The organism is Mesorhizobium sp. M0894 (assembly GCF_040319725.1).
GTDB lineage: Bacteria > Pseudomonadota > Alphaproteobacteria > Rhizobiales > Rhizobiaceae > Mesorhizobium.
In genome coordinates, this window is the sequence record NZ_JAMYOG010000019.1 from 74,713 (window position 1) to 88,161 (window position 13,449).

Sequence of the window (13,449 nt, forward strand, 5' to 3'; positions counted from 1 at the left end):
TGGACTCCTTTGAGTTAAGGCCAGAACGAGCCGCAGCCATTCTGGCGGCATCAACGAAGGGACAAACATCCCTTTTGCCTTACCCGCCATCGTATGAGGACGTAACGCGCGCTCTGTCCGGTTTATTCCGGCTGAAACACAACGTGATCGACATGCGGCCGATCAGGCGACCGAATAGCCGCCATCGGCGAGCAGGCCGTGGCCGGAGACGAACGAGGCGTCATCGGAAGCAAGGAAGGCCACGACCGTCGCTATCTCTTCCGGCGAGCCAGCCTTTGATGCGCCGCTTCGGCCTGACGTCTGCGCCGCCACCACAGGTGTGATCGTTTCGGAACGGTCCAAGGCCTGTTGAGAATCAGGGCAGGCCGAGACGGTGCAGGCCTTACCTGAATATCGACAGTCTCAGCTCGCGGCGTTGAAGCGCAGGATGTCGCGGCCGTCTCTGTCGACGATGACAAGCTTGCCGGCGTCGACGTGGTAGGACGCCGCCTTGGCCAGCGCCTCGAACAGCGCCTTTTCCTCGGCCATGACCTGAGGCGCGCAGGCCTTGAAGGTCGAGCCGATGTCGCTGATGGCGATCGTCGAGCCGTCTGCCCTGGCGGTGGCGAAATAGACGTTGCAAGGGCCGCTGCCGCCGGCCTTGCCGGCTTCGCTGATCCGGAATGTCGCCCGCGGCTCGGCAATCACGCCGATGCCGTCGATATATTCGACCAGCCAGCTTTGGCCGAACACGGAAGCTGTCGCCGGCTCGGCGCTCGGCGCCGCCATTTTCAGCATGATGGTCTGTGGCGCGTCGCTGAGCGGGTCGACCTGGTGGCGCGCACCTGTGACGAACAGCAGCCGGTCGTCGACAGTGATGCGCGCCTGCAGAGCGTAGGTCATATCAGGCCGGATCACCTGCGGATCGAAGCTGATCTCGAACTTGATCGGCACCTGGCCGGCCGGCACCACCTTGCGCTCACCGATGATTGCAGCCGGCGCGTCGGCCAGCGAAACGTCGGCAAGCTGCACGGAAAGCACGGCATTGGGCGGCAGCGCGATGCCCTCGCGATACATCACCTTGCCCTTGAGGGTCTTTTCGGCAGCCACGGAATGATCCGGAACGGCCAGTATGCCGACGGCCAGCGGCACCAGTCCGAAGATGAAGAACTCGGCGATCCTGTCCAGCATGATCCTGCTCCCCTTCCGGCAAAGGGTTTCGCAGGATTGCGGTCAATGAATGGCTGTCGCGGGATTTATTCGGACGGCGGCTGCTTCCAGCGGCTCGCCGCCTTGTCGTCGGCCTCCTTGGCGTCGACCCAGCCGCCCTCCGAACCGTCGCTATGGTGTTCCTTTTTCCAGAACGGCGCCCGTGACTTCAAATAGTCCATCAGGAAATTCGCGGCCTCGAACGCCGCTTGCCGGTGGGCGGAAGCCGCCACCACCAGCACGATGTTTTCGCCGGGCGCGATCTTGCCGTGGCGATGGATGGCGGTGAGCCCCTGCAGCGGCCAGCGCTCGATTGCCTCGCCGGCGATGCGGGAAATCTCGGCTTCGGCCATGCCGGGATAATGTTCGAGCTCGAGTGCGGAGAGCTTGCCTTGCTCGTCGCGGCAAAGGCCCGAGAAGGTCACCACAGCGCCGATATCGTTGCGACCCTGGGTCAGCCTGGCGATCTCGGCGGCGACGTCGAAGTCCTCCGCCTGGATGCGCACGACAGGCACCACCGCGGACATGGTTCAGCCACCGGTCATCGGCGGGAACAGCGCGATCTCGCGCGCGCCGGCGATCTTCTCGCGATGCTCGACATGTTCCTGGTTGATGGCGACGCGGATCACATCAGGATATTGCAGCGCGTTCTCGTATTCCTCGCCGCGCGATTTCAGCCAGCGCAACAGGTCGGCGACCGTTTCGATGCCGGCCGGCAGTTCGACGTCTTCCTCCGGTCTGCCGATCCGCTCGCGCACCCAGGCGAAATAGATGAGCTTCGTTGACATTTTATTCATCCATGATGTGCTTGAGGCCGGCGCGGAAATAGTCGTAGCCGGTGTAGAGCGTGACCAGAGCGGCGATCCACAGCAGCACCAGCCCGGTCTGGGTGGTCAGCGGGAAGACCTTGTCGCCGGCGGGGCCTGCAAGCAGGAAGGCGATGGCGATCATCTGGATGGTGGTCTTCCACTTTGCCAGCTGCGTCACCGGCACCGAGACCTTCAGGGCCGCCAGATATTCGCGCAGGCCCGAGACCAGGATCTCGCGGCACAGAATGATGATCGCCGCCCATAGCGACCAGCCGGCGATGCCGGCATGGCGGTCGGTGTCGGCGGCAAGCAGCAGCAGGCAAGTGGCGACCAGCAGCTTGTCGGCGATCGGGTCGAGCATCTTGCCGATGTTGGAGGTCTGCTGCCAGGCGCGCGCCAGATAGCCGTCGAAGTAATCGGTGATCGAGGCGAGCAGGAAAATGATGAGCGCCGACCAGCGGGCGAAGTCGCTCGATTTCAGATGCCCTTCCAGGAAGAAGCACAGCACGACCAACGGCACCGCCAGAATGCGGGCATAGGTGAGCATGTTAGGCAGGTTGAACGCGCGCTGGGCCATGTTTGGGAACTCTTTCTGCCTGCTTAGTCAAATCAGAAGCGAATGTGGGGGGTCAACAGGCCAGAATCGATTAGCCAGCCGAAATATCGGCAATAGATCTTAGCTCTCGTGAAAATGATTGTAGACCAATTTCGCCACCTGCTCGGAAATGCCGTCAACCTTGACCAGATCCTCAACGGCGGCGCGGCTGACCGCCTTGGCCGTGCCGAAATGCATCAGCAGCGCGCGCTTGCGGCCGGGGCCGATGCCGCTGATCTCGTCGAGCGGGCTCTTGACCATCTCCTTCTTGCGGCGGGCGCGGTGCGAACCGATGGCGAAGCGATGGACCTCGTCGCGCAGCCGCTGGACGAAATAGAGCACCGGATCGCGTACGGGCAGCGAGAATGAGTCCCTGCCCTTGACGAAGAAGCGTTCGCGGCCGGCGTCACGGTCCTGACCCTTGGCGATGCCGATGGCCACGACGCGGTTCTCAATGCCGAGATCGGACAGGATCTTGCGCACCGCCGTCATCTGGCCTTGGCCGCCGTCGATGAGGATGACGTCGGGCCAGGCCGGAAAGCCGCCGGCGTCCTCGACATCGTCGCCCGGTCCGGTAGCGCTCGCCTCGTCCGCACTCTCGGTTTGCGGGGCATCGCCATGTTCCTTCAACAGCCGCGAGAAGCGCCGCTGCATCACCTCGCGCATCATGCCGAAATCGTCGCCCGGCGTGATCTCGGTCGAGCGGATGTTGAACTTTCGATACTGGTTCTTCACAAACCCTTCCGGCCCGGCGACGACCATGGCGCCGACGGCGTTGGTGCCCATGATGTGCGAGTTATCATAGACCTCGATGCGCACCGGCGGCTTTTCCAGGCCGAAGGTCTCGGCAAAGCCGGTGAGCAGCCGCGCCTGGGTCGAGGTCTCGGCGAGCCGTCGGCCGAGCGCTTCGCGCGCGTTCTGCAGCGCGTTGTCGGTCAGGTCCTTCTTCTCGCCGCGCTGCGGCACCGAGATCGACACCTTGCGGCCGGCGCGCGTGGAGAGCGCCTCCGCCAGCAATTCCTGGTCCTCGACGCCATACGACAACAGGATGGTGCGTGGCGTCGGCTTGTCGTCGTAGAACTGCGCCAGGAACGAACCCAGCACCTCGCCAGCTTCGAGCGCCGGATCGGCCTTGGGAAAATAGGCGCGGTTGCCCCAGTTCTGGCCGGTGCGGAAGAAGAACACCTGGATGCAGACCTGGCCGCCCTCCTGATGAATGGCGAAGACGTCGGCCTCGTCGACAGTCTGCGGATTGATGCCTTGATGGCTCTGCACATGCGACAGCGCCGCCAGCCGGTCGCGATAGATGGCGGCGCGTTCGAAATCGAGGTTCTCCGAAGCCTGCTGCATGGCGGCGGAGATCTCCGTCTTCACCTTCTGGCTGCGGCCGGAGAGAAAATCCTTCGCCTCGGCGACAAGCCTTGCATAGTCGCCATGCGAGATCTCGCCGGTGCACGGGCCGGCACAGCGCTTGATCTGGAACAAAAGGCAAGGCCGGGTGCGGTTCTCGTAGAAGGAGTTGGTGCAGCTCCTGAGCAGGAAGGCGCGCTGCAGCGAATTGATGGTGCGGCCGACGGCGCCGGCTGAGGCAAAGGGGCCGAAATAGTCGCCCTTGCGCGAGCGCGCGCCGCGATGCTTGTAGATGCCGGGGGAGACATGGTCGCCGGTCAACAGGATATAGGGAAACGACTTGTCGTCGCGCATCAGCACGTTGAAGCGCGGCCGCAAGCGCTTGATGAGGTTGGCTTCAAGCAGCAGCGCTTCGATCTCGGTGCGGGTGACGACGAACTCCATCGTCGACGTCTCGCGCACCATGCGGCCGATGCGGCTGGTGTGGAACCGACCTTGCGCGTAGTTGGTGACCCGCTTCTTCAGGCTGCGTGCCTTGCCGACATAGAGCACGTCGCCGGCGGCATTCATCATGCGGTAGACGCCGGGCGCGTTGGGCAGCCGCTTGACCAGCGTCTGGATCACCTCGGCGCCGACCATGCCGTCGGCATCGCCGGCATGCGGCGTCCAGTCGATGGCGGTGAAGGTGACGTCCGGACCAGCGGCTGCAGGCTCGACGACCTCCTCGGCTGCCTCGTCCTCGAGGTCGATTTCGGGCGGCAGGTCGTCGGCGCCGCCGCGCGTTTTTTGTTTCTGGTCCATGGGGCTCATTCCGTCATGCCTGTCACATCGGGCGTCTGCCATGCAAGATGCTGGCCGCCGTCAAGCGCGATCATCTGGCCGGTGACCGAGCGTGCCGCCCAGAGGTAACGGATGGTGTCACCGAATTCGGGCAATTCCGGGCCGCGCTTCAGGATCAGGCCGGCAATCTGCGCGTCGAAATCGCTGTCGTGCTGGCGCGTGTTCTTCAAGGTCGGGCCCGGACCGATGGCGTTGACGCGGATGCGGGGACCCAGCGCCTGCGCCATCATCTCGGTCGCTGCCCACAAGGTCGACTTCGACAGCGCATAGGAGAAATAACGCGGCGTCGGCCGCCAGACGCGCTGGTCGATCATGTTGACGATCAACCCCTCACTGCTCTGCGGCAAGGCCCGGGCGAAAGTCTGCGCCAACAGAGCCGGCGCCTTGACATGCACGGCGAAATGGCGATCCCAGGCCGGCCAGTCGAAATCGTCAACACTGTCGTGCTCGAACAGCGAGGCGTTGTTGACCAGCAGCGACACCGGTCCGAGCGCCGCCGTCGCGCGGCCGACAAGGTTGCCGACGGCGTCCATGTCGGTCAGGTCGGCAGCAACCACAGCGGCCCTGCCGTCTCGACCAAAATGACCACTGTTGATCCCGGCCGCCAGTGCCTCCGCCTCGGCCAGCGAGCGATTACAGTGAATGGCGACGGCAAAACCGTGCGCAGCAAGATCCTCGACGATCGCCCTGCCGATCCGCTTCGCCCCGCCTGTCACCAGTGCCGTCGCGGCGACCTTGCTCATCTGTCAATCCTCAATCTGATGCCGATTCCGACCTGCCGGGACCGGGCCGGCAAAATATGGCCTGCCAAGTGTTAAATCCCATTTCCACCTGGGGCAGGATTGTGGCAAAGTGGCCCGGTCGGCATTCTGGCTCGACCGGAATCCGGGCCAGCCCGACCGCAATATAGGGCGCGGGAGCCCTTGCACCAAGCCGTGTGCAGTGCAGCACGGCGAACCTGCTGACATCTCGCTGTTGCGAAGATGCAACGTCAAGGTTCTGCCTCATTCGTGCCAGGGAATGACCCAAGTTCAGGTTCGCTTCAGCCGCATTTCGACACGACATTTGGAACCGTTGAACGCCGGATCCGTTTCACCCCCCGGACGGGTTGAGGGCGCTCATGAAAAAACAAGCCTGTGTCCTGTGGCTTAAGGAGTAAAGAACAATGCAAGCCAATCTTAAATTTGCGCGACCGCTCGCGGTGGCGTTTGGGCTGTTCGCCCTCGGCGGAACCGCCTATGCCGCGGACGTGGTTCAGGAAGAGCCGCCGGCACCTGCCCCGATCGCCGAACTTCCGGTCGCATCCTGGGCCGGCCCCTATGCCGGTGTGAGCGTCGGCTACGGCTTCGCCGGCCATGCCGATGCCAAAACCGTTGGTGTCGACATCGATACCAAGGGCTTCGTCGGCGGCGTCTTCGGCGGCTACAACTGGCAGCAGGAGAACTTCGTCTACGGTGCCGAAGCCGATATCGGCTATAACGGCGTCAAGGGCGACGATGCCGGCATCGAGGCCAAGGGCGGCGTCGAAGGCTCGCTGCGCGCTCGCCTCGGCTACGCTGTTACCCCGGAAATCCTGCTCTACGGCACCGCCGGTGGCGCGCTGAAGAACCAGAAGGTGGAAGCCGCCGGCTTCAGCGACACCAACACCATGCTCGGCTGGACGGCCGGCGTCGGCACCGACATCAAGATCACCGACAATGTGTTCGGCCGTGTCGAGTACCGCTACACCGATTTCGGCGACAAGAACTTCGACGGTATCGGCAAGGTCAAGTCGACCGACAATCGCGTCACTTTCGGCGTCGGTATGAAGTTCTAAGTCGTCCAAGCCACGACACGAAAAAGCCGGGCCTCGCGCCCGGCTTTTTTTGTGCCCGGTGCCCATCCTGTCGGCATGGGCACGCGTGATCTCGAGGTCAGCGTTGAGCCAGCATCCGGTCGACCAGGACCAGAACTTCGGCTGCTGCGATGAAACCGAGGGCGATAGTGGCGGCATTCGACATGACTGCGACCCAGCCATTGGCGGACACATCTATGAACGGGTAAGCGTATTTCCCTTCAGCGACACCACGAGCCAGGGCATAAGCGAGATAGACCAGGGGATAGAGCGCCCATAGAAGCGGATCGCGCCACGAGAGCCTCCCCTTTCGCGTGAATAGAAGCCAGAACAATAAGACAAGGACAGGATTGAGTTGGTGGAGCAGAAAGTTTGCTTCGGCGGTCGCGCCAGCCAAAGTGCGCAGCCCTTGGAGCAACACCGCGAAAATCACCCCGACCAGGGCCATCACGGCAGCCGTCCACGCCACCAGCGTTGGATGGTCGAAACGCTCCCCGAGGAGCGCTATGGCTGCGAATACAATGGCGACAAGACCGTTGGTCAGGATCGTGAAATATCCCACCAACACCCACAGCGAGCCAAGCATCGATGCACCGCCCTTGATCAAGGTGCTGAGTTCAAGGCCAATGCCAGTGCACGCGGATAGACAAATGATCAGGGCAAACAAGCGCTGTATCAAATCGCCCTCCCCCACCGGCTTACGTTTGAGAAAGCGACGATAAGACTGGGCGGAACGTCTGTCGACCAAAATGCCCCCAAGACCAACCTTCCAGCCTCGCCGGCCCGGCTCACTCCCAGCATGTCGAAATTGGCCGTTGCGCCTCCCCCGCCAGGAATCCGCTAAAGCGCGTCGCGTTCGACCGGCGGCATGCGACGCGCTTTAGGTTCCTGTTTTATGCATGTCGTTATCACAAAACCGCTGCACACTTTTGCGCGACATGCATTAGGGGAAGATCGGTAGCTTCGCCATCCCCGCCCTCAAGCCGGGATGCCGGGCTTCAGCTCCGGGAATTTCTCGTCGAAGCGTGCCGCCCAGCGCGTCAGCCGGCCGCGGCCCTTTTCCCATTTTCCGGCGAAGCGCAGCGAGAGATAGCCGAGGCAAGCGCGCAGCGCGATCTGGCCGACAGTGATTTTCTTCGGCAGCTTCGGCGGGTTGGCGTTGAGCAGATCGAGCGCGGCCGAAATCTTGCTCCACTGGCGCTCGAGCCAAGGCTGGTAGACCATCTCTTCGGGCCGCGTGCGCCGCTCATAGACCATCGACAGCGCGCAGTCGCAGATGCCGTCGGCCAACGCCTCCAGCACCTCCGCCTCGAGGCGCTTGTCGGGATTGCGCGGAAACAATGCGTTCTTGGACATCCGGTTGAGATGCTGGGTGATGGCGCGGCTGTCGTGGACCGAGCGGCCGTCGTCGAGCACCAGCACCGGGATCTTGCCGAGCGGATTGGCGCCGATCAGCGCGGCCGGCTTTTCCTCGGTCTTTATCGGCACGAGATCGACCGCAATGCCGGCATGAAGTGCTGCCATGCGCACCTTGGAACTGTAGGGAGAAGTAGACGCGTAGAGCAGTCTGGGCATTGTCGATTCCTGTTTACCGGCTACAGCTCCATATGTCCTGTTGGACGCGCAAGAGGACGCGGTAGCATTGTGACTTCGCGCATGACCCTCACCGAAAATCGATTCCGATTGGGGCTCGTGCGTGGGCACTGTTGACGACCGATCATGCTGGCTTCATCAACGGCCAGAGGCGGAAAACCGCGCCGCCAGCGCGCAGCCATTGTCTCGACTTCAATCTGGATGCGATGAGCCGGAGGTGCGGCGGCAGAAGCGAGCAGGTCGGACAATCCAAATCCGATCAGCTACCAACTCGGCCTTGCACCGAAGGTTGGTCTTTGGCAGCCACGAAAATCCCACCGGACTTCGCCGCGTGGCGAAGTCCTGGGAGCTGCGAAAAGACATCTTCCTCCCGCCTCTTTCTCGTCCTGCCCGACCGTCAGCTAGCAAGCGAGGCGCCTGTCCGGCATCCCGCCCTGGCTGTCTTGAGTACTGTCCCCGGCGATCGGAGAGCGGCGACTACTTCTTGGCCTTCGCCTTTGCGGGCGCTGCCTTCGGCTTGGCCGCGGGCGCTGCTTTCTTCACTGCTGCGGAAGATTTTGCAGCGGCGGCCTTTGCCGGTGCTGCCTTCTTCGCAGCGGGTTTCGCAGCGGCCTTTGCAGCCGGCTTCTTGGCCGGTGCCGCCTTCTTTGCCGGTGCAGCCTTGGCCTTGGCCGGTGCTGCTTTTGCCTTGGCCGGTGCTGCTTTCTTCACGGCTGGTTTTGCTGCCGCCTTGGCGGCCGGCTTTTTCGCCGGCGCTGCTTTTGCCTTAGGCGCGGCGGCCTTCGCTTTGGCAGCGGGTGCTGCTTTCTTCACAGCAGTTGCGGCCTTTGCCGCCGCTGCTTTTACTGGTGCTTTCTTTGCCGGTGCCTTGGATGCCGGCGCTTTGGATGACTGCTTAGCCATATCATGCCCCTTCCGTTGTGCCGACGGCCGTTATTGACCCGGCGCGCAATGCATATCTGACTCGCGGCTTGCTAGCCAGCGAAGCATTAGAATGATTTCTGCAGCTTAAGTTTCGGTTACGGCGAGCGCGCGACCATTTTACCGGTGCAAAAATCGGCTGCGAATCTTTGTGTCGCGCAGCGAAGTTCTGCGACAGAAATTCTGCTCGCTCTATCTCGACCGGTCTTCGCGTCAAGCTCAGGACCTTTTCGACCAGCTCTGCGCTTCAACGTCCGACGCTCAGCGCGAACATTGTCAAGAGCGAAGGCGGTCGCCCGCCTCGTCTTGTCCGAAACGATAAACTACAGGTAAGTACGAAGCAACGCGACGAGCACGCCGCTGCACTATCTTGCACGACGCGATGAAAGTAAGCAGATAGCTCGCATTTCTGAAAGACAGGATATCGCTCGATAGATCCGGTCGAGCCGATCTCCTAATCGAAAACGCTCGGCCGTTCAGGCGCCGAGCGGCTCGCGCTGCTTCTGCAGCCGGCGCGAAGGCTCGGCCCTGTGGAGATGGACGGCGAAGGTATCCCATGGCGGCGTGACGGAAATCTGCGCCAGGATGCGCCCCGCTTCACCGCGATGATAGACGCCGTGCAGTACGACGTGGGTCAGCATTTCCTGTCGCGACATCAATGCCTTATCCCCGTCGGTGAACACGAATGCGACGGGCTCGGAGAGCTGTTGCGACGAAACGGTTTCGAGATAATCGAGATACCACCGATCGGTCGCCGCGACTGCGGCACGAAGTTCGTCGAGGGCCGGCGTGTCCTCGCTGGCGTCGGCGGAGTAGCCATGGCTTGCACCAACCAGGTGGGCTGAGAATATCGGCGACACCACATGGCTGTGATCGATGAGCCGTATCACGGCCTGCCGTTCCTTGCCGTGAACGGGCGGGTCGAGACTGACGAGCCTTTCCAGCAGTTCGTCATTTGCCCAGGCCTGATAGGCAAACAGGCTGCGAAGCAGGGCGTGCGCACTCATGGTCGGTGTCCTTTTCTGGAAATGCGAGTATGTTGTTCATATTTTCAGGAGAATGGGCGGGCGTGTCTACTCGCATTGCAAAACCGTATCCGCGCATGCGCAAGCAGCCGCGCCAGGCGCGTTCCAGGGCGACCGTAGAGGCGATCGTCGAGGCAGGGGCTCATGTTCTGAGCGGGCTGGGCTGGGCCGGCTTCACCACCAACAAGGTGGCCGAGACTGCGGGCGTGAGCATCGGCACGCTCTACCAGTATTTTCCCGACAAGCTTTCCCTGCTCGAAGCCGTCCGGCGCCGTCATTTCGATCATGTGCTGTCGGTCATTCGCGATTCGGCGGAAGGCCAAAAGCCGCTCAGGAAATTCGCGCAGGAGCTGGTGCGCGGCATGATCGCGGCGCACAGCATTCACCCGACACTGCATCAGGTGCTGCTCGACGAGGCGCCGGGCGATCGCGGCTCCAGGGCCGCCCACGCTTCGTTCCAGACACAATATCTCAACCACTACGCGACCGCCGTCGCCGCCTATCGCAAGCCAAGGAAAGGCGCCGACATGGAGACCGTCGCGCGCGTGCTGTCGTCGGCGATCGAAGGTGTGATCCATAACGCGGCACGCCGGAACATGCTCGCCGCCCCGGAGCTGGAAAAGCAACTCGTCGAACTGATCTGCGCCTACCTATCGGGCGCGGGCCGCATCGGTCGATAGCGCAGGGCACGGCGGAAGTCGGGGATTTCTGTACGTCGGATTCAAACCCGGCTCATGAGATGCGGCAAGGCCGATGCCAGCAATGCCGCACCTGATGCGGCCAAGAGCGTGAGGACGATCTTTCGAAACGTTGCTTCGCTGATGCCGATGTAGAGTCTCGCGCCAAGGAGTGTCGGTATCAACATCGCCGGCGCGACGATGGCAAACATCGGCAGCATTTCGAGCTTGATCTTTCCGGTCGCAAGATAGGCGGCCATCGTCATGGAGAGGGTCACAAGGTTGAAATTCTGGATGACAATGCGCTGCCTGTCCTTTTCCCATTGCCGCAGCACGCACCACAACGTTGGAACCGGGCCGGTGAAGCCGCCAAGCCCGCCCATGATGCCGCCAACCAGACCTATTGCACCGTCTGCAACAGGACCCCCGAGCGTGATGGGAGGGAGGCGACGGGCAAAAAGCATCAAGGGACACCAAACGACCAGCAGCGCGCCGAAGATCAACTTGAACAAGTGCACATCCAGCAGGGGCAGGATGGCGACACCGACCGGAATTCCTATGGTCCCGCCGATCAGGAATGGCAGCAGAAGCTTGAGGTCGAAACCCCGGCGGACGGTGACGGCGGCGATGATTTGGCCGGTGAGCGCCCCAAAGACCGCCATGGCAGCAGCAAGCTGGGGCTCCACGGTCCAAACCCAAAACGACATGGCAACCAGGCTGAAAGCGAACCCGGACAGCCCTTGGACGAAACCTGCAACGACCGCCCCAATTGCAACAATATAAACAAGCGAATCCATGTAGTGCTGTTTCCCCGCAAAGTGATCGATGTGGCCGGTTGGCGTTGACCTGCATGGAAATCTACGATTTTCGCAACCTCCGTCCGACCTTGAGCGCCGGACAGTCCACACACCAAAGAGGTATGAATGCCCCCCTTGCCGAGCTTGGCATTTGTCACATGGTTTTCGGCTGACCCCAGATCAGCCGCGGCTTTCTATGCGAATTTCGGAATTGTCTTCAGGCAAGAGCAGCACGGCTCCGGTCCGATACATTTCGCGTTCCAAGTCAAGGGCTCGCGATCGAACTCTATCCGGCAAACGAAGGAACGACGGCGGAAGGAGCGGGAACGATGATCGGCTTCGAGGTCACCGACGCGGACGAAGCGGCTTCTGCCGCGAAGGCCAATGGTTTTGGAATCATTGCGGATGTCAAGGCGACGGCTATGGGCAGGCGTGTGATCGTCCGCGATCCTGACGGCCGTCAGGTGTTTCTTTTCTCGACCACCTAAGTGACGCAACAATCCATCGGGAATCGGAAGGCACTGGTTCAGCGCAGGACGCGGCAGCGGCCGTTGTAGACCATCCAGCGGTCGAAGCCCGAGACGCAGAATTCGACATTGTCGCCGATCGAGGCAAAGCCCTGGCCTTCCTCGATCAGATACCAGATGGTGCGGGCGTGGCCGTCGGAGAGGCTGACGGTGGCGCCGCAATAATGGCGGCCGATTGGCCAGCTGTCGTCGGCCGGCAGATAGCGATGCTGGTGGATGCGCTGGAAGTCGACGATCTGCACATCCGGCAGATGCGGCACGTGATGCACCTGATACGAGAAGCGGTCGGTGATTTTGTTCAGCACCCAGGCCTCGCCGCAGACGCCGCTGTCCTCATCGGTATAGATTGCAAGGTCGGCGGCCTGCACCGCCTGAGTAACGCCGAGAGGCGCAGCCAGCGGCGTGCAAACGGCGAGCAGTGCGGCAAGGGCGGATTGGGCGAAGCGAGTCATGGCAGCCTCTCAAGGTCGACTGCGCGCACTGTGCGGATTCGCTGACGCGCGGTCAAGCGGTTGTAGTGACGATGGTTACGGTGACGATGGTTGCGCTGAGGGAACGGCAAGGACCGCACCTCAAACTACTCTCCCGCCAGCCAGTCCAGCGTCCAATGCGATGGCTGCTCGACAGCAAGCAGCCGGTGCAGCGCCGGCAGCAGCGTCCGCAACTCGCCCTCCAGGGTGAAGGGCGGATTGACCATCACCATGCCGCAGCCGTCGAGGCTCGGCTCGACCGAGGCCGGCCTGATCTCAAAGCCGACGTCGAGCAGCCTGGGAATGCCCGTTTGCTTCAGCGCCTTTCGGAAGGCGGCGACCGCCTTGCGGTCCTTGAGCGGATACCACAGCGCGTAAATGCCGCCTGGCCAGCGCCGATGGGCTCTTTGCAGCCCGTCGACCAAGCGACCGAACTCGCCCTCTTCCTCGAAAGGCGGATCGATGAGCACGAGGCCGCGCTTCTCCTTTGGCGGCAGATGCGCGCCGAGCGCCAGCCAGCCGTCGAGCTCGATCACCCGGGTCTGGAAGTCACCGTCGAACAGCGCCTTCAGCCTGGCAGCATCCTTAGGGTGCAGCTCGACCGCCGACAGCCGGTCCTGCTTGCGCAGCAGGTGCCGGGCGATCAGCGGCGAACCCGGGTATTTTTTCACGCCGCCGTCCGGATTGAGCGAACGGACGGCTCCAAGATACGGTGCCAGCAATGCCGCCGCCGGGGCGTCGAGGGCGGCCTGCGCCCCCCGGCCGATTGCGCCCTGCCCTTGGGCCGGGTTTTTTGGGTGGGGTTGGGGCAGAGGGGTGCGGG

The 13,449-nt window shown here is 62.5% G+C and carries 17 protein-coding genes; 4 read left to right on the forward strand and 13 right to left on the reverse strand.

Features of this window, described 5'->3' with window-relative positions:
* Positions 1 to 162 precede the first annotated feature (162 nt).
* From NKH91_RS27245 to NKH91_RS27275, 7 genes are all read right to left on the reverse strand, one after another.
* Positions 163 to 342 (reverse strand): SDR family oxidoreductase, encoded by a 180-nt coding sequence (locus NKH91_RS27245; RefSeq protein WP_023719786.1) that lies wholly within the window; start codon positions 340 to 342, stop codon positions 163 to 165.
* 60 nt (positions 343 to 402) lie between these two features.
* Complete coding sequence (locus NKH91_RS27250) at positions 403 to 1,170, reverse strand: YbaY family lipoprotein (RefSeq protein ID WP_352848438.1); 768 nt, start codon at positions 1,168 to 1,170, stop codon at positions 403 to 405.
* Between the two features lie 65 nt (positions 1,171 to 1,235).
* Positions 1,236 to 1,715 carry a molybdenum cofactor biosynthesis protein MoaE gene (locus tag NKH91_RS27255; RefSeq protein WP_352848441.1) on the reverse strand — a complete coding sequence of 160 codons (480 nt, stop codon included), beginning with the start codon at positions 1,713 to 1,715 and terminating at the stop codon, positions 1,236 to 1,238.
* A 3-nt stretch (positions 1,716 to 1,718) separates the two neighbouring features.
* Positions 1,719 to 1,976 (reverse strand): molybdopterin converting factor subunit 1, encoded by a 258-nt coding sequence (moaD, locus tag NKH91_RS27260; protein ID WP_292662329.1) that lies wholly within the window; start codon positions 1,974 to 1,976, stop codon positions 1,719 to 1,721.
* Between the two features lies 1 nt (position 1,977).
* Positions 1,978 to 2,574: a CDP-diacylglycerol--glycerol-3-phosphate 3-phosphatidyltransferase gene (gene pgsA / locus NKH91_RS27265; protein WP_352848443.1), complete on the reverse strand. Its 597-nt coding sequence runs from the start codon at positions 2,572 to 2,574 to the stop codon at positions 1,978 to 1,980.
* Positions 2,575 to 2,673: 99 nt separating this feature from the next.
* Positions 2,674 to 4,752, reverse strand: a complete 2,079-nt coding sequence (gene uvrC / locus NKH91_RS27270) for an excinuclease ABC subunit UvrC (RefSeq protein ID WP_352495590.1) — start codon at positions 4,750 to 4,752, stop codon at positions 2,674 to 2,676.
* On the reverse strand, positions 4,749 to 5,525 hold the full coding sequence (locus NKH91_RS27275) for an SDR family oxidoreductase (protein ID WP_352848445.1): 777 nt from the start codon (positions 5,523 to 5,525) through the stop codon (positions 4,749 to 4,751). The genes uvrC and NKH91_RS27275 overlap by 4 nt, the downstream gene beginning before the upstream one ends.
* A 422-nt stretch (positions 5,526 to 5,947) precedes the next feature.
* Between NKH91_RS27275 and NKH91_RS27280 the strand changes: the two genes are divergently transcribed.
* Entirely contained in the window at positions 5,948 to 6,598 is a 651-nt protein-coding gene (locus NKH91_RS27280) for an outer membrane protein (RefSeq protein WP_023719797.1), read from the forward strand.
* Between the two features lie 97 nt (positions 6,599 to 6,695).
* Here the strand turns inward: NKH91_RS27280 and NKH91_RS27285 are convergent, their stop codons facing one another.
* Both NKH91_RS27285 and NKH91_RS27290 read right to left on the reverse strand, forming a co-directional pair.
* Entirely contained in the window at positions 6,696 to 7,295 is a 600-nt protein-coding gene (locus NKH91_RS27285; RefSeq protein ID WP_352848448.1) for a Pr6Pr family membrane protein, read from the reverse strand.
* Positions 7,296 to 7,594: 299 nt separating this feature from the next.
* The gene (locus NKH91_RS27290) at positions 7,595 to 8,191 is read right to left on the reverse strand and encodes a glutathione S-transferase family protein (protein ID WP_023719799.1); all 597 of its coding nucleotides are present in this window, start codon (positions 8,189 to 8,191) and stop codon (positions 7,595 to 7,597) included.
* A gap of 349 nt (positions 8,192 to 8,540) precedes the next feature.
* On the opposite strand from NKH91_RS27290, the gene NKH91_RS27295 reads away from it, so the two are divergent.
* Positions 8,541 to 9,149, forward strand: a complete 609-nt coding sequence (locus NKH91_RS27295; protein WP_198030507.1) for a hypothetical protein — start codon at positions 8,541 to 8,543, stop codon at positions 9,147 to 9,149.
* 457 nt (positions 9,150 to 9,606) lie between these two features.
* Here the strand turns inward: NKH91_RS27295 and NKH91_RS27300 are convergent, their stop codons facing one another.
* The gene (locus tag NKH91_RS27300; RefSeq protein ID WP_031194232.1) at positions 9,607 to 10,137 is read right to left on the reverse strand and encodes a DinB family protein; all 531 of its coding nucleotides are present in this window, start codon (positions 10,135 to 10,137) and stop codon (positions 9,607 to 9,609) included.
* Between the two features lie 62 nt (positions 10,138 to 10,199).
* Here NKH91_RS27300 and NKH91_RS27305 point away from each other — a divergent pair, with 62 nt between their 5' ends.
* Positions 10,200 to 10,835 (forward strand): TetR/AcrR family transcriptional regulator, encoded by a 636-nt coding sequence (locus NKH91_RS27305; RefSeq protein ID WP_502899035.1) that lies wholly within the window; start codon positions 10,200 to 10,202, stop codon positions 10,833 to 10,835.
* A gap of 41 nt (positions 10,836 to 10,876) precedes the next feature.
* Here NKH91_RS27305 and NKH91_RS27310 read toward each other — a convergent pair whose 3' ends face one another.
* Positions 10,877 to 11,629 (reverse strand): sulfite exporter TauE/SafE family protein, encoded by a 753-nt coding sequence (locus NKH91_RS27310; RefSeq protein WP_352791490.1) that lies wholly within the window; start codon positions 11,627 to 11,629, stop codon positions 10,877 to 10,879.
* 179 nt (positions 11,630 to 11,808) lie between these two features.
* Here NKH91_RS27310 and NKH91_RS27315 point away from each other — a divergent pair, with 179 nt between their 5' ends.
* Positions 11,809 to 12,117 carry a VOC family protein gene (locus tag NKH91_RS27315; protein ID WP_352848456.1) on the forward strand — a complete coding sequence of 103 codons (309 nt, stop codon included), beginning with the start codon at positions 11,809 to 11,811 and terminating at the stop codon, positions 12,115 to 12,117.
* 38 nt (positions 12,118 to 12,155) lie between these two features.
* Here the strand turns inward: NKH91_RS27315 and NKH91_RS27320 are convergent, their stop codons facing one another.
* Both NKH91_RS27320 and NKH91_RS27325 read right to left on the reverse strand, forming a co-directional pair.
* Positions 12,156 to 12,608 carry a hypothetical protein gene (locus NKH91_RS27320; protein WP_352848451.1) on the reverse strand — a complete coding sequence of 151 codons (453 nt, stop codon included), beginning with the start codon at positions 12,606 to 12,608 and terminating at the stop codon, positions 12,156 to 12,158.
* A 125-nt stretch (positions 12,609 to 12,733) separates the two neighbouring features.
* Positions 12,734 to 13,449, reverse strand: a 716-nt coding sequence (locus tag NKH91_RS27325; protein ID WP_352951021.1) for a 23S rRNA (adenine(2030)-N(6))-methyltransferase RlmJ, incomplete at its 5' end; no start/stop codon positions are given.

Coding starts and splice junctions, on each gene's coding strand:
- NKH91_RS27250 (WP_352848438.1), bottom strand. CDS start 1,170: ATGCTGGACAGGATCGCCGAGTTCTTCATCTTCGGACTGGTGCCGCTG.
- NKH91_RS27255 (WP_352848441.1), bottom strand. CDS start 1,715: ATGTCCGCGGTGGTGCCTGTCGTGCGCATCCAGGCGGAGGACTTCGAC.
- moaD (WP_292662329.1), bottom strand. CDS start 1,976: ATGTCAACGAAGCTCATCTATTTCGCCTGGGTGCGCGAGCGGATCGGC.
- pgsA (WP_352848443.1), bottom strand. CDS start 2,574: ATGGCCCAGCGCGCGTTCAACCTGCCTAACATGCTCACCTATGCCCGC.
- uvrC (WP_352495590.1), bottom strand. CDS start 4,752: ATGAGCCCCATGGACCAGAAACAAAAAACGCGCGGCGGCGCCGACGAC.
- NKH91_RS27275 (WP_352848445.1), bottom strand. CDS start 5,525: ATGAGCAAGGTCGCCGCGACGGCACTGGTGACAGGCGGGGCGAAGCGG.
- NKH91_RS27280 (WP_023719797.1), top strand. CDS start 5,948: ATGCAAGCCAATCTTAAATTTGCGCGACCGCTCGCGGTGGCGTTTGGG.
- NKH91_RS27290 (WP_023719799.1), bottom strand. CDS start 8,191: ATGCCCAGACTGCTCTACGCGTCTACTTCTCCCTACAGTTCCAAGGTG.
- NKH91_RS27300 (WP_031194232.1), bottom strand. CDS start 10,137: ATGAGTGCGCACGCCCTGCTTCGCAGCCTGTTTGCCTATCAGGCCTGG.
- NKH91_RS27310 (WP_352791490.1), bottom strand. CDS start 11,629: ATGGATTCGCTTGTTTATATTGTTGCAATTGGGGCGGTCGTTGCAGGT.
- NKH91_RS27320 (WP_352848451.1), bottom strand. CDS start 12,608: ATGACTCGCTTCGCCCAATCCGCCCTTGCCGCACTGCTCGCCGTTTGC.